The sequence below is a fragment of the Parafrankia sp. EUN1f genome, from assembly GCF_000177675.1.
In the GTDB taxonomy this organism is placed as follows: domain Bacteria; phylum Actinomycetota; class Actinomycetes; order Frankiales; family Frankiaceae; genus Parafrankia.
The window spans coordinates 27,274-45,313 of the sequence record NZ_ADGX01000069.1 but is presented as its reverse complement, the minus strand read 5'-3'; the positions used below and the strand labels follow the sequence as shown (position 1 = coordinate 45,313).

The 18,040-nt window shown below is 73.4% G+C and carries 16 protein-coding genes and 1 pseudogene; 8 read left to right on the top strand and 9 right to left on the bottom strand.

Going from position 1 to position 18,040, the window contains the following annotated elements; genetic code table 11:
* Both FREUN1FDRAFT_RS20775 and FREUN1FDRAFT_RS20770 read left to right on the top strand, forming a co-directional pair.
* Positions 1-131 (top strand): annotated as a pseudogene (locus tag FREUN1FDRAFT_RS20775) (epoxide hydrolase N-terminal domain-containing protein); the annotation flags it as partial.
* 32 nt (positions 132-163) lie between these two features.
* On the top strand, positions 164-727 hold the full coding sequence (locus FREUN1FDRAFT_RS20770; protein WP_006542135.1) for a hypothetical protein: 564 nt from the start codon (positions 164-166) through the stop codon (positions 725-727).
* 56 nt (positions 728-783) lie between these two features.
* On the opposite strand, the gene FREUN1FDRAFT_RS20765 is transcribed toward FREUN1FDRAFT_RS20770, so the two are convergent.
* Positions 784-2,004, bottom strand: coding sequence for an aminotransferase class I/II-fold pyridoxal phosphate-dependent enzyme (locus FREUN1FDRAFT_RS20765; RefSeq protein WP_035952669.1), 1,221 nt, complete (start codon positions 2,002-2,004; stop codon positions 784-786).
* Between the two features lie 230 nt (positions 2,005-2,234).
* The gene (locus FREUN1FDRAFT_RS20755) at positions 2,235-2,726 is read right to left on the bottom strand and encodes an Hsp20/alpha crystallin family protein (RefSeq protein WP_006542133.1); all 492 of its coding nucleotides are present in this window, start codon (positions 2,724-2,726) and stop codon (positions 2,235-2,237) included.
* Between the two features lie 355 nt (positions 2,727-3,081).
* Here FREUN1FDRAFT_RS20755 and dnaK point away from each other — a divergent pair, with 355 nt between their 5' ends.
* Genes dnaK through clpB form a run of 5 tightly spaced genes read left to right on the top strand, consistent with a single transcriptional unit; the run spans position 3,082 to position 9,813 of the window.
* The gene (gene dnaK, locus FREUN1FDRAFT_RS20750) at positions 3,082-5,085 is read left to right on the top strand and encodes a molecular chaperone DnaK (protein ID WP_035952704.1); all 2,004 of its coding nucleotides are present in this window, start codon (positions 3,082-3,084) and stop codon (positions 5,083-5,085) included.
* Complete coding sequence (gene grpE / locus FREUN1FDRAFT_RS20745) at positions 5,078-5,716, top strand: nucleotide exchange factor GrpE (protein ID WP_006542131.1); 639 nt, start codon at positions 5,078-5,080, stop codon at positions 5,714-5,716. The genes dnaK and grpE overlap by 8 nt, the downstream gene beginning before the upstream one ends.
* Positions 5,713-6,735, top strand: a complete 1,023-nt coding sequence (locus FREUN1FDRAFT_RS20740) for a DnaJ C-terminal domain-containing protein (RefSeq protein ID WP_006542130.1) — start codon at positions 5,713-5,715, stop codon at positions 6,733-6,735. Before grpE ends, FREUN1FDRAFT_RS20740 begins: the two co-directional genes overlap by 4 nt.
* Positions 6,736-6,751: 16 nt before the next feature.
* A complete protein-coding gene (locus FREUN1FDRAFT_RS46575; protein WP_006542129.1) occupies positions 6,752-7,177 on the top strand; it encodes a chaperone modulator CbpM in 426 nt (141 codons plus the stop codon).
* Positions 7,168-9,813, top strand: coding sequence for an ATP-dependent chaperone ClpB (gene clpB / locus FREUN1FDRAFT_RS20730; protein ID WP_006542128.1), 2,646 nt, complete (start codon positions 7,168-7,170; stop codon positions 9,811-9,813). The genes FREUN1FDRAFT_RS46575 and clpB overlap by 10 nt, the downstream gene beginning before the upstream one ends.
* A 22-nt stretch (positions 9,814-9,835) precedes the next feature.
* On the opposite strand, the gene FREUN1FDRAFT_RS20725 is transcribed toward clpB, so the two are convergent.
* The 7 genes from FREUN1FDRAFT_RS20725 to FREUN1FDRAFT_RS20695 all read right to left on the bottom strand — a co-directional run bounded on the left by FREUN1FDRAFT_RS20725 (position 9,836) and on the right by FREUN1FDRAFT_RS20695 (position 17,260).
* Complete coding sequence (locus FREUN1FDRAFT_RS20725; RefSeq protein WP_232295310.1) at positions 9,836-10,081, bottom strand: hypothetical protein; 246 nt, start codon at positions 10,079-10,081, stop codon at positions 9,836-9,838.
* Between the two features lie 124 nt (positions 10,082-10,205).
* Positions 10,206-11,069, bottom strand: coding sequence for a pentapeptide repeat-containing protein (locus tag FREUN1FDRAFT_RS20720; protein WP_006542126.1), 864 nt, complete (start codon positions 11,067-11,069; stop codon positions 10,206-10,208).
* A gap of 159 nt (positions 11,070-11,228) precedes the next feature.
* A complete protein-coding gene (locus FREUN1FDRAFT_RS46570; RefSeq protein ID WP_006542125.1) occupies positions 11,229-12,596 on the bottom strand; it encodes a CaiB/BaiF CoA-transferase family protein in 1,368 nt (455 codons plus the stop codon).
* A 47-nt stretch (positions 12,597-12,643) separates the two neighbouring features.
* Positions 12,644-13,591 (bottom strand): prephenate dehydratase, encoded by a 948-nt coding sequence (gene pheA, locus FREUN1FDRAFT_RS20710; protein WP_035952696.1) that lies wholly within the window; start codon positions 13,589-13,591, stop codon positions 12,644-12,646.
* Positions 13,592-13,674: 83 nt separating this feature from the next.
* A complete protein-coding gene (locus FREUN1FDRAFT_RS20705; RefSeq protein WP_035952693.1) occupies positions 13,675-15,087 on the bottom strand; it encodes a dihydrolipoamide acetyltransferase family protein in 1,413 nt (470 codons plus the stop codon).
* A gap of 5 nt (positions 15,088-15,092) precedes the next feature.
* Complete coding sequence (locus FREUN1FDRAFT_RS20700) at positions 15,093-16,076, bottom strand: alpha-ketoacid dehydrogenase subunit beta (RefSeq protein ID WP_006542122.1); 984 nt, start codon at positions 16,074-16,076, stop codon at positions 15,093-15,095.
* Positions 16,073-17,260 carry a thiamine pyrophosphate-dependent enzyme gene (locus FREUN1FDRAFT_RS20695; protein WP_035952663.1) on the bottom strand — a complete coding sequence of 396 codons (1,188 nt, stop codon included), beginning with the start codon at positions 17,258-17,260 and terminating at the stop codon, positions 16,073-16,075. Before FREUN1FDRAFT_RS20695 ends, FREUN1FDRAFT_RS20700 begins: the two co-directional genes overlap by 4 nt.
* 579 nt (positions 17,261-17,839) lie before the next feature.
* On the opposite strand from FREUN1FDRAFT_RS20695, the gene FREUN1FDRAFT_RS20690 reads away from it, so the two are divergent.
* Positions 17,840-18,019, top strand: coding sequence for a DUF2218 domain-containing protein (locus tag FREUN1FDRAFT_RS20690; RefSeq protein ID WP_006542120.1), 180 nt, complete (start codon positions 17,840-17,842; stop codon positions 18,017-18,019).
* The last annotated feature ends 21 nt before the right edge of the window (positions 18,020-18,040 follow it).

The following is an 18,040-nucleotide window of genomic DNA, read 5'->3' as shown; positions in this document are numbered from 1 at the left end:
GGTACGACTGGCGTGCCGCGGAAGCCGAGCTGAACAGCTACCCGCAGTTCGTCACCGAGATCGATGGCCAGCGAATCCACTTCCTGCACGTGCGCAGCCCGCGGCCGGATGCGCTCGGCCTGGTGCTCACCCCGGTGCGGCGGCCCATCCGCACGCGCCGTGGATGGTGCCCAGTGAGGGAGGATCCCAGCTGACGTTCGCGTTCGCGGGTGTTCTGCGGCAGCTGCTCGCACGTGCCGCGCCGCACGTACATGCCGCCGATGCCACGCGGGCGTGGCTGGAGCGTGCGACCGAATGGTGCTGGGCGGCGCTGGCGGATCCGGGGGCGCTCGGCGGCTATGTGCTGAAGTTCGCGCTGGACTTTCTCGACCGGGTACCCGACGCGGAGCACGCCGGGCGATCGATCGAGGCGCTGCGCCCCCACATCGGAGCCGACGGCTCGATCCCGGTGCCCGGCGGCACCGAGGCCGAGCGGCTCACCGCGTTGGACCTGTCCCCGCGGCCGGGGCTGCGCAGCCGGGCCCTGTTCAGCGACGAGCAGATCGGCGCAGGGCTGGACCGGCTCGAACAGGGGCAGCGGGCGGACGGCGGGTGGACGTTCGACTGGCTCGGATGGTCACCGGCGCAGACGGTGGAATGGCGCGGCATCGTGACGGTGCGCGCGCTCGCCACCCTCGCGGCCCACGACCGCATCCCGCACCCGGCCCTCGCCGCCTCGCACCCCTGACGGGTCGGTGTCGCTGAACCCGAGGTTTCCGGTGCGGGTAACTGGTTGTCGCGGCCTCAGTCGGCGGTGGCGACAGCGGCCGCTGTCAGGTCCCGCTGCGCCGCGGGCAGCCCGGGGTAGGCCGGGAGGAAGACCAGGCCGGCGAGCACCCTGGCGGCGCCCGGCGGTGCGGGTTCGACCGCGGCGATCTGACTGGTGGCCGGCGTTGCGTCGACGCCGGCGGCGCGCAGCTCACGGACCACGCGGTCCGGGTCGTCAACGGTGACGGGGAAGACCCAGTGGGTGTGCCGCGGCGCGGTGGCGCCCGGCCGGGACACCCTCTGCCCGAGCGCGGCGGCGAAGGCCTCTCCGGCCTCGGTGCGGCGGCGCAGCCGGTGCGAGGGGAACCGGGCCAACCGTCGGGCGATGGTCCGGGCCAGCGCGTCGCAGGGCCCGCGCTGCAGCCACCAGGTGAAGCCGGGTTCGTCCCGCGGGACCCGGGAACGCACCAGAGCGGTCGGGTCCAGTCGCCGCCCCCCACCGAAAAGGAGCCCGTACAGCACCGGATGGGACGCGACGAGCGCCACCATGCAGGTGAGCACCTTCGCTGCGTAGGAGCTCCGGGACTGTGCGGGCCAGCCCTCCTGCCGGGCCAGCATGGCGGCGGCGAGCCCGGGCGGGCGCACCCAGGCGACCGCCCCGCCCATCGCGGTCGCGGTCTTGAGCAGCCCGAAGCTGAACAGGGACACATCCGCCCGCGGATCACCCCGGTCGTCCGGCCCCTGCAGGGACTGCGCGCAGTCCTCGACGAGGAGCAATCCGTGGTCGCGTGCTGCCCGTGCGGCGGCATCCATCGACGACCGAGCGCCGAAGAGATGCGTGACGACCATGATCCGGGTCCGCTCGGTGATGGCCGTTTCCAGTGCCCGCTCGTCGACGGCGAGCGTGCCGGGGTCGATGTCCACGGGGACGGCCCGCAGCCCGTGCAGCTCGATGACCCGCACCATGTCCGGGTGGGTCACCGCGGAGATCGCGACCTCGCTTCCGGGGGGAACCTCGGCGACGCTCAGCAGCAGGTGGAAGGCGGACCGTACCGACAGGCACAGCAGGCCGTCCTCGAGCTGTCCCCACCTGGTCGCTCCGGCGATGGCACCGGTCGGGAGCCCGGATCCGGAGCCGCCCGCTGACTGGCGGCCGGTGCGGGACCAAACCCCGGTGGCCCCCGCAGCCAGGGCGAGCAGGGCGGCCAGGACGTCACCCATGGTCGCGTCGATGCGGTGACGGACGAACAATGCCACGAACAGGTGCTTATCATCAGTCGCACCGGAAGCGGTTCGGCGTGCCTCCCCATCGGCGTTCTCGGTGAGTTGCGCAGGATGCCGACCGGTGGGGCCCGAGGAACGCGGGTGCTCGGCCCCGGCCACCCCTCGACGCGGACCGCCAAGGCGTCACTCGCCGACGTGTCCGCCTCGACATCCGGCGAAGCCTGACTCTGATCGGGAAGCGTTCCTACGGGCGCCGCTGAATGTCAGGTCGTTTCCGTGGATGTCGGCTCGGAGATGCTGATGTGGCGGGGCTGGCTGCTGTGGGCCTTCGGTAGGCGCAGCGTCAGGACGCCGCAGTCGAGGCTGGCGGTTGTCGTATCCGGGTTGACCTCGCCGGGGACGGCGATCGCGTGCTCGAACCGGCCCGTCCGCCGGCCCTGGCGGCGAAGGGTTCCGCGGGCCTCCCGTTCCCTGACTTCGCCGCTGACCGTCAGCTCGTTGTCCCGCAGGTCGATCGACAGATCCTCGGATCGGACGCCGGGCAGCTCCAGCTCCACGATGAAGGCGTCGTCGGTCTCCTCGATGTCCAGGCCGGGCGTCCGGCCGGCCAGGACGCCGTAGGGCCGGCGTTCGCCTCCGACCACGTCCCCGAGCAGGCTCCCCATTCGGGTCCAGGCGTCCTCGATCTCGCGGAACGGGTCCCAGCGGACGGTCGGCAGCGGTTGGTCGGACCCTGCGCGCACAGGTTGAGACATGATCGTGGTACCTCCCTGGATGGCCTCGATCGGCTACCCGGCGATGGTCTGTCCGAGCGGCCCGACCGGCAACTCGGGCTGGCGCAGGCGGCCTGATCGGCCTGATCGGCCTGGCCGGCACGGCTGGTACGGCGGGAGTCGTCACGGGCCCGCCGAATGCTCGCCGAGTTTTGGACCGGCAACCAGTGGTATCGCACAGTCAGGCGCCATCGGTCCGGTGAGACAGCGCCGGATCGGTCCGGTGAGTCCGGTGAGACATCGCCGGCGGTCCTGCGTGCCCGTCACGGTTTTCGGTGGCAACCGCCTGTTTTCGGTGGCAACGCTGCGCAGGACGATCCCCCAGCGGGAGGACATTGTGGGAAAGGCTGTTGGAATAGACCTGGGGACGACCAACTCGGTTATCGCGGTCGTCGAGGGCGGTCAACCGACCGTCGTTCCCAACTCCGAGGGCTCGCGCACGACACCGTCGGTGGTCGCCTTCACGGAGAGCGGCGAGCGGCTGGTGGGTGAGCTGGCGCGCCGGCAGGCGATCCTGAACCCGAAGGGCACGATCACCTCGGTGAAGCGGTTCATCGGCCGCCGCTACAGCGAGGTGGCCAGTGAGCTCAAGACCGTCACCTTCGATCTGGAGGCGGGAAAGGACGACGCCGTCCGGATCGCGGTGCACGGGCGCCGGTATGCGCCCGAGGAGATCTCGGCGATGGTGCTGCGCAAGCTGGTGGACGACGCCGGCCGGTTCCTGGGGGAGCGGATCACCGAAGCGGTGATCACCGTGCCGGCCTATTTCAACGACGCGCAGCGACAGGCCACCAAGGACGCCGGCCGGATCGCCGGCCTGGAGGTCCTGCGGATCATCAACGAGCCGACCGCCGCGGCGCTCGCCTACGGGCTGGAGAAACGGTCGCATGAGACCGTCCTGGTGTTCGACCTCGGTGGCGGCACGTTCGACGTCTCGGTTCTCGACGTGGGTGACGGCATCGTCGAGGTGCGGGCGACGGCGGGTGACACCCACCTGGGCGGCAACGACTGGGACCGCCGCCTGGTGGACGTCCTCGCGGACGACTTCGCGAAGACGTCCGGTATCGATCTGCGTAAGGACCCGCAGGCGCTGCAGCGGCTGTTCGAGGCGGCGGAGAAAGCCAAGATCGAGCTTTCGTCGGTCACCCAGACGCAGGTCAGTCTGCCTTTCATCACGGCCGACGCGAACGGGCCCCAGCACCTGAGCACGACGCTCACCCGGGCGCAGTTCGAAGCGAGCACGTCCGACCTGCTGGAGCGGTGCACACCCGCGCTGCGCCAGGCGATGAAGGACGCGAAGACCGCGGAGCAGGACGTCGACGAGGTCATTCTGGTCGGGGGTGCGACCAGAATGCCGGCGGTGCAGGCCGCGGTGCGCCGGTTCACGGCCGGCAAGGACCCGAACATGACCGTCAATCCGGACGAGGTCGTCGCCGTCGGTGCCGCCGTGCAGGCCGCGGTGCTCAAGGGCGAGGTGTCCGACGTGCTGCTGCTCGACGTCACCCCGCTCTCGCTCGGAGTGGAGACGCTCGGTGGTGTGAGCACCAAGGTGATCGAGCGCAACACGACGATTCCCGCGCGGCGCACGGAGACGTTCTCGACAGCCGAGGACAACCAGTCGGCCGTCGACATCGTGGTGTTGCAGGGCGAGCGTGAGATGGCCGCGGACAATCGGACGCTGGGCCGTTTCCGGCTGGAGGGAATACGCCCGGCGGCTCGCGGCGAGGCCCGCGTGAACGTCACCTATGACATCGATGCCAACGGCATTCTGAAGGTCACCGCGAAGGACGCCGACACCGGCGCGGAACAGCAGATCACCATTTCCGAGAACACGAACCTGCCGTCGGAGGACATCGAACGGATGATCGCCGACGCCGAGCGCAACCGTGCGGAGGATGCGGCGCTGCGCGAGAACGCCGACGCCCGTAACCAGCTCGACACGATCGTCTACCAGGTGGAACGTCGGCTGACGGAACTCGGCGACGAGGTGCCGGTGCACGAGCGGGCCCGTGCCGATCAGCTGATCACCGATGCGCGTCGGGCGCTGGAGGAGCGGGCCGAACTCGACCGGGTCCGCCCGCTGGTGAACGATCTTCAGCAGGTGCTCTACGGCCTGCCGTCGGCGACGGCGCGGGAGACGGCGTCGGCGCCGAGCGGCGGTCGCTCCGCGGGAGCGGGAGCCGGTGCCGGTGCGGCCGGCGGGCCCGGTGGAGCCGGTGCGGCCGGCGGGCCCGGTGGGGCTGGTGCGGCTGGCGGGGCTGGCGGGGCTGGTGCTGGAAGGGGCGGTGCGGCAGGCGACGATGTGATCGACGCCGAGTTCACCACCCGCGGCGATGACTGAGAACGGGCGTCCCGAGAAGGCGCCGGCGGCCACAGACCTGGCGGTCGAGCTGGAGGAATGCCGGGACCGACAGCTGCGGACGCTGGCCGACTTCGACAACTTCCGCCGCCGCACCGGCCGGGAGCTGGCGGCGGCCCGGACCGCCGAGCGGGACCGGGTCGTGCTCGCCTGGCTGCCCGTGCTCGATCACCTGGAGCTGGCACTGTCGCACGCGTCCGCTGAACCCGCCTCGCTGCTCGACGGGGTGCGCGGGGTGCGCCAGCTCGCGCTGGAGGCGCTGCGTCGCTGCGGTGTCGTCCGGCTGGACGACGAGCACGGCCCGTTCGACCCGAACCGGCACGAGGTGGGCGCGGTGGTCGACGTCTCGACCACACCGGACCCGCCGCCCGCCGGCACCGTGATGGACGTCCTGCGTTCCGGGTTCGCCGCGGACGGCCGGGTGCTGCGGCCCGCGTCGGTCGCGGTGAGCGCCGGCCCGCAGACGGGGACACCGCATACGCCGCAGACGGCGCAGGCGCCACGGGCGCCGCAGACGCCATGGACGGTGGGTCGTCGGCCGGAATCGCCGCGGCCGGAGGGGCCGAGGTCGGCGGGGCGACCGGCCTGGACGCCGCCGGGGACGTCGCCGTGAGCGGCGGCGCGACCGGGGCGACCGGCCAGGACTTCTACGAGGTCCTCGGCGTTCCAAGGGACGCTGACTCGGACGCGATCCAGCGGGCGTACCGCAAGCTTGCCCGGAAGTACCACCCGGACATCAACTCCGATCCGTCGGCCGAGGAACGGTTCAAGGATCTGTCCGAGGCGTACGACGTGCTCTCCGACCCGGGTGCCCGCGCCCGCTACGACCGGTTCGGCGCCGACTTCCGCCGCGTCCCCGAGGGGGCGGAGCACTGGGCGGCAGGGGCGCGGGCCGGCGCCCGCCGAGGCGGTCGGGCCGGGGCCGGAGGAGCCGGCCAGCGGTTCGGTTTCGAGGACGCGGCGGGCTTTCGCGGCTTCGAAGGGGGACTCGGCGGCGGCTTCGAGGGGTTCGAGGGGTTCGACATCGGCGACCTGTTCGGCATGGGCGCGCACGCCTTCTCCCGCCGACGGGGCGGTGCCGGCCCGGTGCCCGGTGCCGACCAGGAGGCGGAGATCCAGGCCACCCTGAGCGAGGCGTACCACGGAGGGCGGCGCCGGGTGACGCTACCGGGCGCCGACGGCCCGCGGGAGATCGAGGTGACGATCCCCGCGGGCATCCGCGACGGCCAGCGGCTGCGGCTCGCCGGCCAGGGCGGGCGCGGCCGGGGCGGCGGGAACGCCGGCGACCTGTACCTGGTGGTGCGGCTGCTGCCCGACCCGCGGTTCCGGGTCGAAGGGCGCGACGTCCACACCGACCTGCCGCTGACACCGTGGGAGGCCGCGCTGGGGACCACGGTCAGCCTGGACACGCCGGACGGCGAGCGGGTGAGCCTCGCCGTGCCGGCGGGCACCTCCAGCGGCCGCCGGCTGCGCCTGCGAGGCCGGGGCCTGCCCGGACGGAAACAACCGAGCGGCGGTGACCTGTACGCGCAGGTTCGGATCATGGTCCCGGCCAGCCCGACGGAACGTGAGACGGAGCTGTTCCGCGAGCTCGCCCGGGATTCCTCCTTCAACCCCAGGGAGGCGGCATGAAGGTGAGGGAGGCGGCATGAACGCGCTGCTCGTCCGGGTCCAGTCGCGGGGCCACCGTCCCGCGGGCAGTGGCCCCGGTGGCCCCGGTGGCCCCGACGGCCCCGGTGGCCCCGACCGCACTGGCGGCGCGGACCGTCCCGGTGGCCCCGACCGCCTCGAGCTCGACGCGTTCTGCGCCGTGACCCAGCTGCATCCCGACCTGGTCCGCCGGCTGGTCGCGCTGGGCCTGCTCGACGCCGAGACCGACCCGGGCGGCCGGTACGTCCTGGAAGTGCGTGCGGTGGCCCGCGCCGGGCGCATCGAACGGCTGCGGCGCGATCTCGGGATCACCTACACGGCGTCCGGGGTCGTGCTCGACCTGCTCGACCGCATCGACGATCTGGAACGGCTGCTGCGAGCCGCCCGACCCGCCCGAGGCGAGGTGCTGCACAGATGGACATGAACCGGCTGACCGAGAAGTCCCGCGAGGCGCTGGACGAGGCACAGGCCCGCGCCGTCCGGCAGGGCAACGCCGAGGTCGACGGCGAGCATCTGCTCGCCGCGCTGCTCGAACCGTCCGAAGGCCTCGTCCGGCGGCTGGTGGCGGACGTCGGCGCCGACCCGGCCGCGCTGGCGGAGGCGGTCACGGCCGAGCTGGACCGGCGGCCGCGGGTGTCCGGGCCGGGTGCGCGCCCGGGCGAGGTGTACGTGACCCAGCGGATGGCCCGCCTGCTGGACACCGCCGCGCGCGAGGCCGAGCGGCTGCGCGACGACTACGTCTCGGTGGAGCATCTCGCCCTCGCCCTCGCCGAGGAGGGCCCGGCTACCGCGGCCGGGCGCCTCCTTGCCGGCAGTGGCGTGACCAGGGAGAAGCTGCTGGGCGCCCTGTCCGGGATCCGCGGGCACCAGCGGGTGACCTCGCCGAATCCGGAGGCGACCTACGAGGCGCTGGAGAAGTACGGCCAGGACCTGGTCGCCGCCGCGGCACAGGGCCGCCTGGACCCGGTCATCGGGCGGGACGCCGAGATCCGCCGGGTGATCCAGATCCTCTCCCGGAAGACGAAGAACAACCCGGTGCTGCTCGGTGACCCGGGGGTGGGCAAGACGGCGATCGTCGAGGGCCTCGCCCAGCGCATCCACCACGGGGACGTCCCCGAGGGGCTGCGCGACCGGATCGTGTTCCAGCTGGACCTGGCGGCGCTGATCGCCGGGGCGAAGTACCGCGGCGAGTTCGAGGAGCGGCTCACCGCGGTCCTGGCCGAGGTCAAGGCCGCGCAGGGCAGGATCCTGCTGTTCGTCGACGAGCTGCACACGGTCGTCGGCGCCGGTGCGGCCGAAGGCGCGATGGACGCCGGGAACATGCTCAAGCCGATGCTGGCCCGCGGCGAGCTGCACCTGATCGGCGCGACGACGGTGGAGGAGTACCGCCGGCACATCGAGTCCGACGCCGCGTTCGAGCGCCGGTTCCAGCCGGTGGCGGTCGACGAGCCGTCCGTCCCCGACTCGATCTCGATCCTGCGCGGGCTGCGGGAACGGTTCGAGATCTTCCACGGGGTGCGCATCCAGGACGGCGCCCTGGTGGCGGCGGCGGTGCTGTCGCATCGCCACATCAGCGACCGGTTCCTGCCCGACAAGGCGATCGATCTCGTCGACGAGGCCTGCGCCATGCTGCGCACCGACATCGACTCCATGCCGGCCGCCCTCGATGAGACCACCAGACGGGTCACCCGGCTGGAGATCGAGGAGGCGGCGCTGGCCAAGGAGGACGACCCGGCCAGCGTCGCCCGGCTCGACCAGCTCCGCAAGGAGCTCACCGACCTGCGTGCCGAGGCGGACGCCATGCGGGCCCGGTGGGAGTCCGAGCGCCAGGCGATCCGCCGGGTGCGGGACCTGCGCGAGGAGGTTGAGCAGGTGCGCCGGCACGCCGAGGAGGCCGAACGCGCCTACGACCTGAACACCGCCGCCGAGCTGCGGCACGGGAAGCTGCCCGACCTGCGCCGGCGCCTCGCCACCGAGGAGGACCGGCTCGGCGGGCGCCAGCAGGGCCAGCCGCTGCTGCGCGAGCAGGTCACCGAGGACGAGATCGCCGACATCGTGTCCCGCTGGACGGGCATCCCCGTCTCCCGCCTCGTCGAGAGCGAACGGGAGAAGCTACTGCGCCTGGACGACATCCTGCACGAGCGGGTCGTCGGCCAGGACGAGGCCGTCGGGCTGGTCGCCGACGCGGTCATCCGGGCCCGGGCCGGCATCCGGGACCAGCGGCGCCCGGTCGGATCCTTCCTGTTCCTCGGCCCGACCGGGGTCGGGAAGACCGAGCTCGCCCGCGCGCTGTGCGAGGCGCTGTTCGACTCCGAGGACGCGATGATCCGCATCGACATGAGCGAGTACCAGGAGCGCCACACCGTCAGCCGGCTCATCGGGTCGCCGCCCGGCTACGTGGGCCACGAGGAGGGCGGTCAGCTCACCGAGGCCGTGCGCCGCAAGCCGTACAGCGTCGTCCTGCTCGACGAGATCGAGAAGGCGCACACCGACGTCTTCAACACGCTGCTGCAGGTCCTCGACGACGGCCGGCTCACCGACGGCCGCGGCCGCACGGTCTCCTTCTCCGACACCGTCATCATCATGACGTCGAACATCGGCTCACAGTGGCTGCTCGACGGGGTGGGGCCGGACGGCGACATCGACGAGGAGGCCCGCTCCCGGGTGACGGCCGAGCTGCGGGAGCGGTTCCGGCCGGAGTTCCTCAACCGGCTCGACGAGACCGTGCTGTTCAAGCCGCTGACCCTGGTCGAGATCGAGCGGATCGTCACCCTGCTCCTCGCGGACCTGCGCGTCCGCCTGGCCGAGCGTCGGATCACACTGGAGATCACCGACGAGGCCCGGAAGTTCATCGCCCGGGAGGGTTTCGACCCGGTGTTCGGCGCCCGGCCGCTGCGCCGATTCATCCAGCGGGAGGTCGAGACCCGCATCGGTCGGGCCCTGGTCGCCGGCGAGGTGGCGGACGGGTCGGGTATCATGATCGACCTCGCCGGCGAACATCTTGCCCTCGCTCACCAGGCACCCCGCTCGGCTGCCGTCGCCGTCGGCGGCGGCGGGTGAGCCCGCGGTCCGCTAGTCGTGGTCAGCGGTGCGTGACGACCCGGGCGGAGGACCTGGCCGGGTGGTGCAGCTCGTTGTGGGTGTTGGCCCAGGCGTAGGCTTCGGCCGCGACCCGGGTGAACGACGCGGGCCCGAGCCGGCACTCGGTGCAGGAGACCCCGAACAGCCGGCTCAACGTCCGCCCGCCGAAGGTCGGGGCCGGCTCGTCGTCACGCGCCGCGTCCGGGCGGCGCCGGAACAGGCCCATCAGGCAGACCTCGGAGCGCACACCGTGGTCGTACGCCGCGGGTTCAGCTTCATCAGGCTCAGCCTCATCAGTGGATCGTAGGACGAACCCGTCTCGGACTCGACTGGTAAGGCCGAAGCGTCATGCAGGGGAGAGCCGGCGAGGGTCAGCGCGCCGAGCCGTCGACGACCTCGAACACGTCGGGGGAGGTCCGATGGGAGGCCGAGCGCACCCGGTGAGCCCACTCGTCGCGGGGCCAGGTCGTCGTCGTGGACCAGCGCAGTCGATCAAGCCTGGCGGCACAGAGGACGGTTTCGCCGAGGTCGGTGTCACGCACATCCGCCCCACGCAGGTCGACGCGGAGCAGGCGCGCACCGGCCAGCCGGAGCCCACGCAGGTCCGCCCCCCGCAGGTCCGCGGTGGCCAGGACGGCGCCCGTCGCCTCGGCGCCCCGCAGGACCGCACCGCGCAGGACGATCTCGGCGGCGTCCGCTCCCCGCAGGTCGGCGCGCCCGAGAAAGGCGCCGCGCAGATCAGCCCGGCGCAGGTACACCCGGCCCAGATCGGCGCCGCGCAGGTCGGCGCGGCTGAGATAGGTGCCGACGAGCAGCGCCCCGTGCAGGTCCGCGCCGGACAATGCGGCGCTGCTCAGGTCGGCGTCCCGCAGGTCGGCGCCGCGCAGGCACGCCCCGCGCAGGTCCGCGCCGCGCAGGTCGGCGCCGCTGAGAAAGGCCCCGCGCAGGTCGGCCCCGCGCAGGTTCCGGCCGGTGAAGGTCCGGCCGGCGAGGTCGGCGCCAGCACGGCCGACCCCGGCTCCGGAGCGCCCGGCCCCGGTGGTTCCAGTGGTTCCAGTGGTTCCAGTCGTTCCCGCGGCACCAGCGGCACCAGCGGCACCAGCGGGCCGTGCGCGGATCGCGGCGAGGAGCCCGGTGAGTGGGTGGCTCCACCACGCTGGCGTGACGGGTAATTCCTCCGACGGCCGCACCGCTCGGTACGGCCGAAGCGCCCCGCTGTGCTCGTCCCGCGTCATAGACGGTGAGATTAGCCACATTGTGGCTGACAGGGGAGTGGTTGCGCCCAACCGATCGTCTGGCGGGCCGTCGCCCAGGATCCTGGTCGCTGGAGAGTCGACGGCAACTCCCGAGCTTCGCCGGGCCGGGCTGGGCCGCAGGGGACGGGTGAGCTGCCGTCAGAGGATCGCGCCGTGTTCCTTGAGGCGCAGGATCTCCTCCCAGGTCAGCCCGAGTTCGAGCAGGACGTCCTCGGTGTGCTCGCCGTGCTCGGGCGCGCGGGTAGGACGTCCTGGACGTCCGTCGAACTGCACGGGAGTCGTGACCATCGGCATCCCGAAGCCGCCACCCGTCTCGACCTCGGTGACGTAGCCGTTGGCGGCCACCTGCGGATCATCGTGCACCTCACCCGGATGCTGGGTGACCGCCCATTCGCCCCCGAATCCGGCGAGGGCGTCGCGCCAGGCCGCCAGCGGGCGCGCGGCGAAGATCGCGTCGAGCTCGTCGACGCAGGCGGGGGCGTTGCGGCGCCGGGCGTCGAGGTCCACGAAACGCGGGTCGGTGGCCAGGTCGGACCGGCCCAGGGCGTCGCAGAGCGCGGGCCAGTTGCGGTCCGGGGACAGCATCATCAGGGCGACGAAACGGCCGTCGGCGGTCCGGTACGGCAGCATCAGCGGATTCCAGGCCCGGTGCCGGACGGACCGGGGGCCGGTGGAGCCGCCTGGTTCCGCGGTGCCGCCTGGTTCCGCGCTGCCTGCGGGTTCCGGGCTGCCGCCCGGTTCGGTGCTGCCGCCCGGTTCCGCGGAGCCGCCCGGTTCCGTGCGGCCGCCGGCGGGTTCCGCGGCTGAGCGCTCGGCCTGGTCGATCCAGGAGTTGATGATGTCCGGCTGAACCTGCCAGAGGCCCGCGGCCAGCAGTGATCCGTCGACGAGCGCGCCCTCCCCGGTCGTCGCCCGGCGGTACAGGGCGGCGCTGACCCCGCCGGCCAGTGCCAGCCCGGCGACCAGATCCCCGAAGGCCGGCCGCGGCGGCCCCGGCCACTGCCCACCCGCCGCGTCCGCCGCACCCGCCGTGCCCGGTGAGCCGAGCAGGTGCTGCATGCCGCTGCGGGCCCAGAACGCCCCGGCGTCGTAGCCGCCGCGGTGCGCGTCCGGGCCGCGGGCACCGAACGCGCTCGCCCGGACGTAGACGATCGACGGGTGCCGCCCGCGGATGTCGTCGACGTCGATGCCCAGCCGGCGCCGGGCGCCCTCACGCAGGTTGGTCACGAACACGTCGCTGCCGGCGAGGAGCCGGTCGAGCAGCTCACGTCCCCGCGGGTGCGTCAGGTCGATGCCGACCGACCGCTTCCCCCGGTTCGCGGACTGGAAGTACGGGTCGACCCCCCGGTACTCGGGGTGCAGGCCGACGGTGGTCAGCGCCCGGTAGGGATCCCCCGTCCCGGGATGCTCGACCTTGATGACCTGGGCACCCCATTCGGCCAGGACGGCCGCCGCCACCGGCCCGAACACATGGGTGGCGACCTCCAGCACGCGCACCCCGGACATCGGGCCGCCACCGACCACGCCACCCACCCCCGTCGCGATCTCCCGGGTCAGGGCGCCGTGTTGTCGCCGAGACCATGCAGGCACCGGGCGAGCCAGTCCGCCGCCAGCGCGAACCTCCGTTCGGCCCGGCGGGCCTGCATCGTCGCGTCCGCCCGGTCCGCGCGTTCGTATGATCCCAGGTAGCGGATTTTGCGGCTGATGCGGTGCAGTCCCATCAGAGCCTCGCTGACCGGCCGGTCGCCGATGTGGCCCTCGGCATCGATGGAGAAGCAGTACCGGCCGAGGCCCTCGCCGGTCGGCCGGGACTCGACCCGCAGCAGGTTGACCCCGCGCACGGCCCATTCCTGCAGCACCTCCAGCAGCGCGTCGGGGCCGTCGGCCTCCGGCCACACGACCACCGAGGTCTTGTCCCGGCCGGTCGGCGCCGCGGCCCGGCCCGGCGGCCCGAGCAGGACGAAGCGGGTCGTCGCAGTGGCGGCGTCGTTGACGTCGGTGACCAGGGCCTCCAGCCCGTAGCGGCGGGCGGCGAACTCGCCGGCGAAGGCGCAGTCGTAGCGGCCGTCCCGGACCAGCCGGGCTCCCTCGGCGTTGGACGCCGCCGACTCCCACACGGCGTGCGGCAGGTGCCGGGCGAGCCAGCGCCGCACCTGCGCCTGGGCGACCGGATGACCGGTGACGCTCTTGACGTCGTCCAGGGTGGTGCCCGGACGTACCAGCAGCGCGAAGCTGATCGGCAGCAGGACCTCCCGACGGATCGTGAGCGGCTGGCCGGTGGCGAGCTCGTCGAGGGTCGCCGTCACCGGCCCCTCCACCGAGTTCTCGATCGGCACGAGCGCCGCCGCGGCGTCGCCGTCGCGTACGGCGTCCAGTGCGGCGGCCACCGTCGCGGACGGGAACAGCTCGTGGGTGGTGGCTTCGGGCAGCGTGCCCAGCGCGGCCTCGGTGAAGGTCCCCTCCGGCCCGAGGTAGGTGCATCGCTGCGGGTGAGCAGGCAAAAGATCCTTTCCCGGACGGGGCCGGCGGCGGCTGTCGCCGACCTGCCGGGGAACATCGACCACCGGCAGGACCGGGCGGGTCGTCAAAGGAACCTCAGCAGGCGGGTGGGCGCCTCGACGGCGTCCGCGACGAACCGCAGGAACGATCCCGCCGTCGCCCCGTCGCAGACCCGATGGTCGAAGGTGAACGACAGCTGCGTGACACTGCGGACGGCCAGCGCCCCGTCCACCACCCACGGCCGGGGGATGATCCGGCCGATGCCGATCATCGAGGTTTCGGGGTGGTGGATGATCGGGGTGGCCCCGTCCACCCCGAAGACGCCGTAGTTGTTCAGCGTGAACGTGCCGCCAGCGAGGTCGGCGGGGGTGAGCCGGCCGGCCCGGGCCGCCGCGGTCAGCCGGGTGATCTCGGCGGCGAGCGCGGCGGTGCTGCGGGCGTGCGCGTCTCGGACCACCGGGACGACCAGGCCGCGCGGCGTCTGCGCCGCGAAGCCCAGATGGACGGCACCGTGGCGGCGCACCGCGGTCGCCCGCCCGTCCAGATCGGTGACGACCTGGGAGTTCAGGTCGGGAAAGCGCAGCAGCGCGGCGACGCAGATCCGCGCGATGATCGCGAGCAGGCCGATGGCGCCGTCCGTCGACGCGGCTCCGGCTCCGGGACCGGGACCGGCGTCCTGGTTCAGCTCCTTCTTCGCCGCCAGCAGGGCGGTCGCGTCCGCGTCGACCCAGCAGGTGGCGTCGGCGACCTCCCGCCGGCTGCGGACGAAGGTCTCCGCCGCGTGGCGGGCCAGCGGGCTGAGGGCGACGACGGACGGTTCCGCGGAACCGCCCGGCCCGGTGATCGCGCCGGCCGCCGCCTGCGGCGCCGTGGGCTGCGCCGTTGAATGTGCCGTCGACGGCGGCATGGGCTGCGTCGTTGACGACGGCGGCGGCTGCGGCGCGGCGGGCGGCGGCCACGGAGACCCACCGGCGGCGATGGCGTTCTCGACATCCCCGCGACGGATCAGGCCGTCGGGTCCGGAACCGGTGAGCCGGGTGAGGTCGATGGCGTGGTCGCGCGCGAGCCGGCGGACCAGCGGCGAGATGACCTTGGGCACCGTCCGTCCCGGCGGCGCACCGGACACGGCGGCGGTGCCGAAGCCACCGAGCTCGTCCCGGACGCCATAGCCGACGAGGGGCCTGCCCGATCCTTCAGGTGGGCTGACCGGGGCCTCATCCGTGGCGGCCGCGCCGGCAGCCTCATCCGTGGCCTCGCTGACGGCCACGGTGACCAGGGGCGCGCCGACCGGGAGCTGGCTGCCGGCCGGCCCAGCCAGCGAGGTGATCACGCCGGCGTGCGGGCACGGGACCTCGACGACGGCCTTGGCCGTCTCGACCTCGGCCACCGGCTGGTCGATGACGATCACGTCCCCGACCGCGACGAGCCAGCGGACGATCTCGGCGGAGGTCAGCCCCTCCCCGAGGTCGGGCAGGGCGAAGGTGCGTACCGCGGCCACGGAGGTCACTGCTCCCACTGGAGTCGGGCGACGGCGTCGAGGATCCGGTCCACGCCGGGCAGGTAGTGATGTTCGAGCAGCGGCGGCGGGTACGGGATGTCGAGCCCGGTCACCCGCAGCACCGGGGCGGCCAGGTGGTGGAAGCAGCGTTCGGTCACCCGGGCGGCGATCTCCGCACCCATCCCGGCGAACCCGGCCGACTCGTGCACCACCACGGCACGCCCGGTGGCGCGCACCGCCGCGCAGACCGTCTCGTCGTCGAACGGCACCAGTGAGCGCAGGTCGACGACGGCGAGCTCCAGACCCTCGGCGCTGGCGGCCTCGGCGGCCCGCAGGCACACCGGCAGCGACGGCCCGTAGGTCAGCAGGGTCGCGTCGGTGCCGGGCCGGCGCACCACCGCCTGGCCGATCGGCGCCACCGCGGTCGGCGGGAACCGCTCGCTGGACCAGTACAGGCGCTTGGGCTCCAGGAAGACCACGGGGTTGTCGGAGGCGATCGCGGCGCGCAGCAGACCGTAGCCGTCGGCGACCGTCGCGGGCGTGACGACGTGCAGGCCCGGGGTGTGGGCGTAGTACGCCTCGCTGGAGTCGCTGTGGTGCTCGACCCCGCCGATGCCGCCCCCGTACGGGATCCGGATCGTGACGGGCAGCGGCAGCCGGCCCGCCGTGCGGTTGCGCATCTTGGCGACATGCGAGGCGAGCTGCTCGAAGGCAGGGTAGGCGAAGGCGTCGAACTGCATCTCCACGACCGGGCGCAGGCCGTACATGGCCATGCCCACGGCGGTGCCGAGGATGCCCGCCTCGGCCAGGGGGGTGTCCAGGCAGCGCTGGGTCCCGAACTCGGCGGCGAGCCCGTCGGTGACCCGGAAGACGCCGCCGAGGGCGCCGATGTCCTCACCCAGCAGGTGCACGTCGGGGTCCTCGCGCAGTGCGTCGCGCAGCGCGGTGTTGAGGGCCTGCACCATGGTCGTTCCGGCGGCCCCGCTCATGCCTGGGCCTCGGCGGGCGTCGCGGGGGTCGCGGGGGTCGAAGCCTCGTCCGCGAGCCGGGCGGCCAGTGCCGCCGCCTGCTCACGGAGCTGGCTGGTCGGCTCGGCGTAGACATGGGAGAACAGGGACCGCGGGTCGGGCGTGTCCGCCCGCGCCACCGCGGCCCGCATCGAGGCGGCCAGCTCCTCGGCGGCCGCGGTCACGGCGGCCAGGCCCGCGTCGTCGAGCAGGCCGGCGCCGCGCAGGTGCCGTTCCAGCAGCGTGAGCGGGTCGCGGGCGCGCCAGGCCTCGACCTCCTCGGATGTCCGGTAGCGGGTCGCGTCGTCCGCGCTGGTGTGCGCGTCCAGTCGGTAGGTGATGGCCTCGACGAGGACCGGACCCCGGCCCGACCGCGCGTGCTCGACGGCGGCGCCGAGCACGGCATGCACGGCGGGCGCGTCGTTGCCGTCGACCAGGCGGCCGGTGATGCCGTAGCCGACCGCCTTGTGCGCCAGCGTCGGCGCCGCGCTCTGCCGGGTCAGCGGCACCGAGATCGCGTAGCCGTTGTTCTGCACGAGGAAGACCACGGGCGCGTTGAGCACCCCGGCGAAGGTCAGCGCCTCGTGGAAGTCGCCTTCGCTGGTCCCGCCGTCGCCGATCAGCGCGAGCGCCACCACGTCGTGACCACCGCCCGGGTCGCCGGCGGCCCGCAGCCGGGCCGCGTGCGCGAGCCCGACCGCGTGGCAGGCCTGGGTCGCCAGCGGGGTCGACAGCGGGGCCGTCCGGTACCGGCGCGGGTCGTAGCCGCAGTGCGTGTGACCCCTCATCAGCGCCAGGACGTCCATCGGCGCCACGCCCCGGGCCATCACCGCGAGGGTGTCGCGGTAGGTGGGGAACAGCCAGTCCGTCTCGCGCAGCACCATCGCGGCGGCGATCTGGCACGCCTCCTGCCCGGTGGACGACGGGTACACCGCGAGGCTGCCCTGCCGGGCGAGCGTGGTGGCCTGCTGGTTGAAACGGCGCCCCAGCACCAGGCGGCGGTGCAGATCGCGCAGCAGGTCGGGGTCGACCGTGCCGGCCGCCTCCGTTCCGAGCACGCGGACCGGCTCACGCTCGGGCAGCAGCGGCGCGGCGTCGCGCCGCGGGCCGTGGGAGCTCGGCTGCCCGGCGAGCCCGGGGGTGGTGTTGGCGTCGAGGATCGTCAAGGTCCACCTTCGGCGGTTGGTGGCGGAGGCGGTTGGTGGCGGACCAGAACTGCGGCGGTAGTCGGTCGCTGCCAACCGATTTTCCGCCTCGGGTGCGGGGGCGGATCGTGTTCAGAATCACCCTGGGGCCTACTCGGGGCCGTGCTGGAAATCGCCAGAGAATGGTGTCGCCGGCCGTCGGAAGAAAGCCCGGGGAACTCGGGATGCTGCCGGAAAAGAAGGTCGCCGCTGCGGCTGAAACCGATTTCCGCTGCCGCGCCGGGAACGTCTGGAACCCGGTGTTGGCACGGGTTCTACCTGGTCAGAGCTCTGGCGGCGCGTGGTTGGGCGGCCCATTCGCGGGGAGAAAGGCCTAGGACGGTGCGATGCGGGCGCCGTGGCCGCCGGCTCGTCCGGCGCGGCCGGGATTCGGTGCCCCCGCCGGAGGGAATCCTGGATGAACACGATCTGCGGCGCCTTCTGGAGGGCTGTGAGCAGCGTCTCGGGAGTGCCTGCCGAAGGTGCCCTCCGGCGTTGTCGCCTTCCCGTCCCAGGTCGGGCCGGGTCTTTTACCGGCGGATATCCGGGCAGGTGGTCGGGGTGGCGGGGCCCAGGCCCGGACCCGCCCGGACCGCCCGGCCGCTCACGGCGCGGGCTGAGGCGCTCGACCTGCTGGCGGCCGCACCGACCGCCGAGGAGCTCGACGTGGTGAAGGACGTCGTGGGCTCGCACCTGGAGCGGTTCGGGCGTCGGGACGGCCTCGCGGTGCACTGGAACTGAGCCGCTCGCCGCCGTCGCGCC

Coding starts and splice junctions, on each gene's coding strand:
- FREUN1FDRAFT_RS46570 (WP_006542125.1), bottom strand. CDS start 12,596: ATGTCCGGGGTGCGCGTGCTGGAGGTCGCCACCCATGTGTTCGGGCCG.
- FREUN1FDRAFT_RS20755 (WP_006542133.1), bottom strand. CDS start 2,726: ATGTCTCAACCTGTGCGCGCAGGGTCCGACCAACCGCTGCCGACCGTC.
- FREUN1FDRAFT_RS20720 (WP_006542126.1), bottom strand. CDS start 11,069: ATGACGCGGGACGAGCACAGCGGGGCGCTTCGGCCGTACCGAGCGGTG.
- FREUN1FDRAFT_RS20700 (WP_006542122.1), bottom strand. CDS start 16,076: ATGAGCGGGGCCGCCGGAACGACCATGGTGCAGGCCCTCAACACCGCG.
- clpB (WP_006542128.1), top strand. CDS start 7,168: ATGGACATGAACCGGCTGACCGAGAAGTCCCGCGAGGCGCTGGACGAG.
- grpE (WP_006542131.1), top strand. CDS start 5,078: ATGACTGAGAACGGGCGTCCCGAGAAGGCGCCGGCGGCCACAGACCTG.
- FREUN1FDRAFT_RS46575 (WP_006542129.1), top strand. CDS start 6,752: ATGAACGCGCTGCTCGTCCGGGTCCAGTCGCGGGGCCACCGTCCCGCG.
- FREUN1FDRAFT_RS20770 (WP_006542135.1), top strand. CDS start 164: ATGGTGCCCAGTGAGGGAGGATCCCAGCTGACGTTCGCGTTCGCGGGT.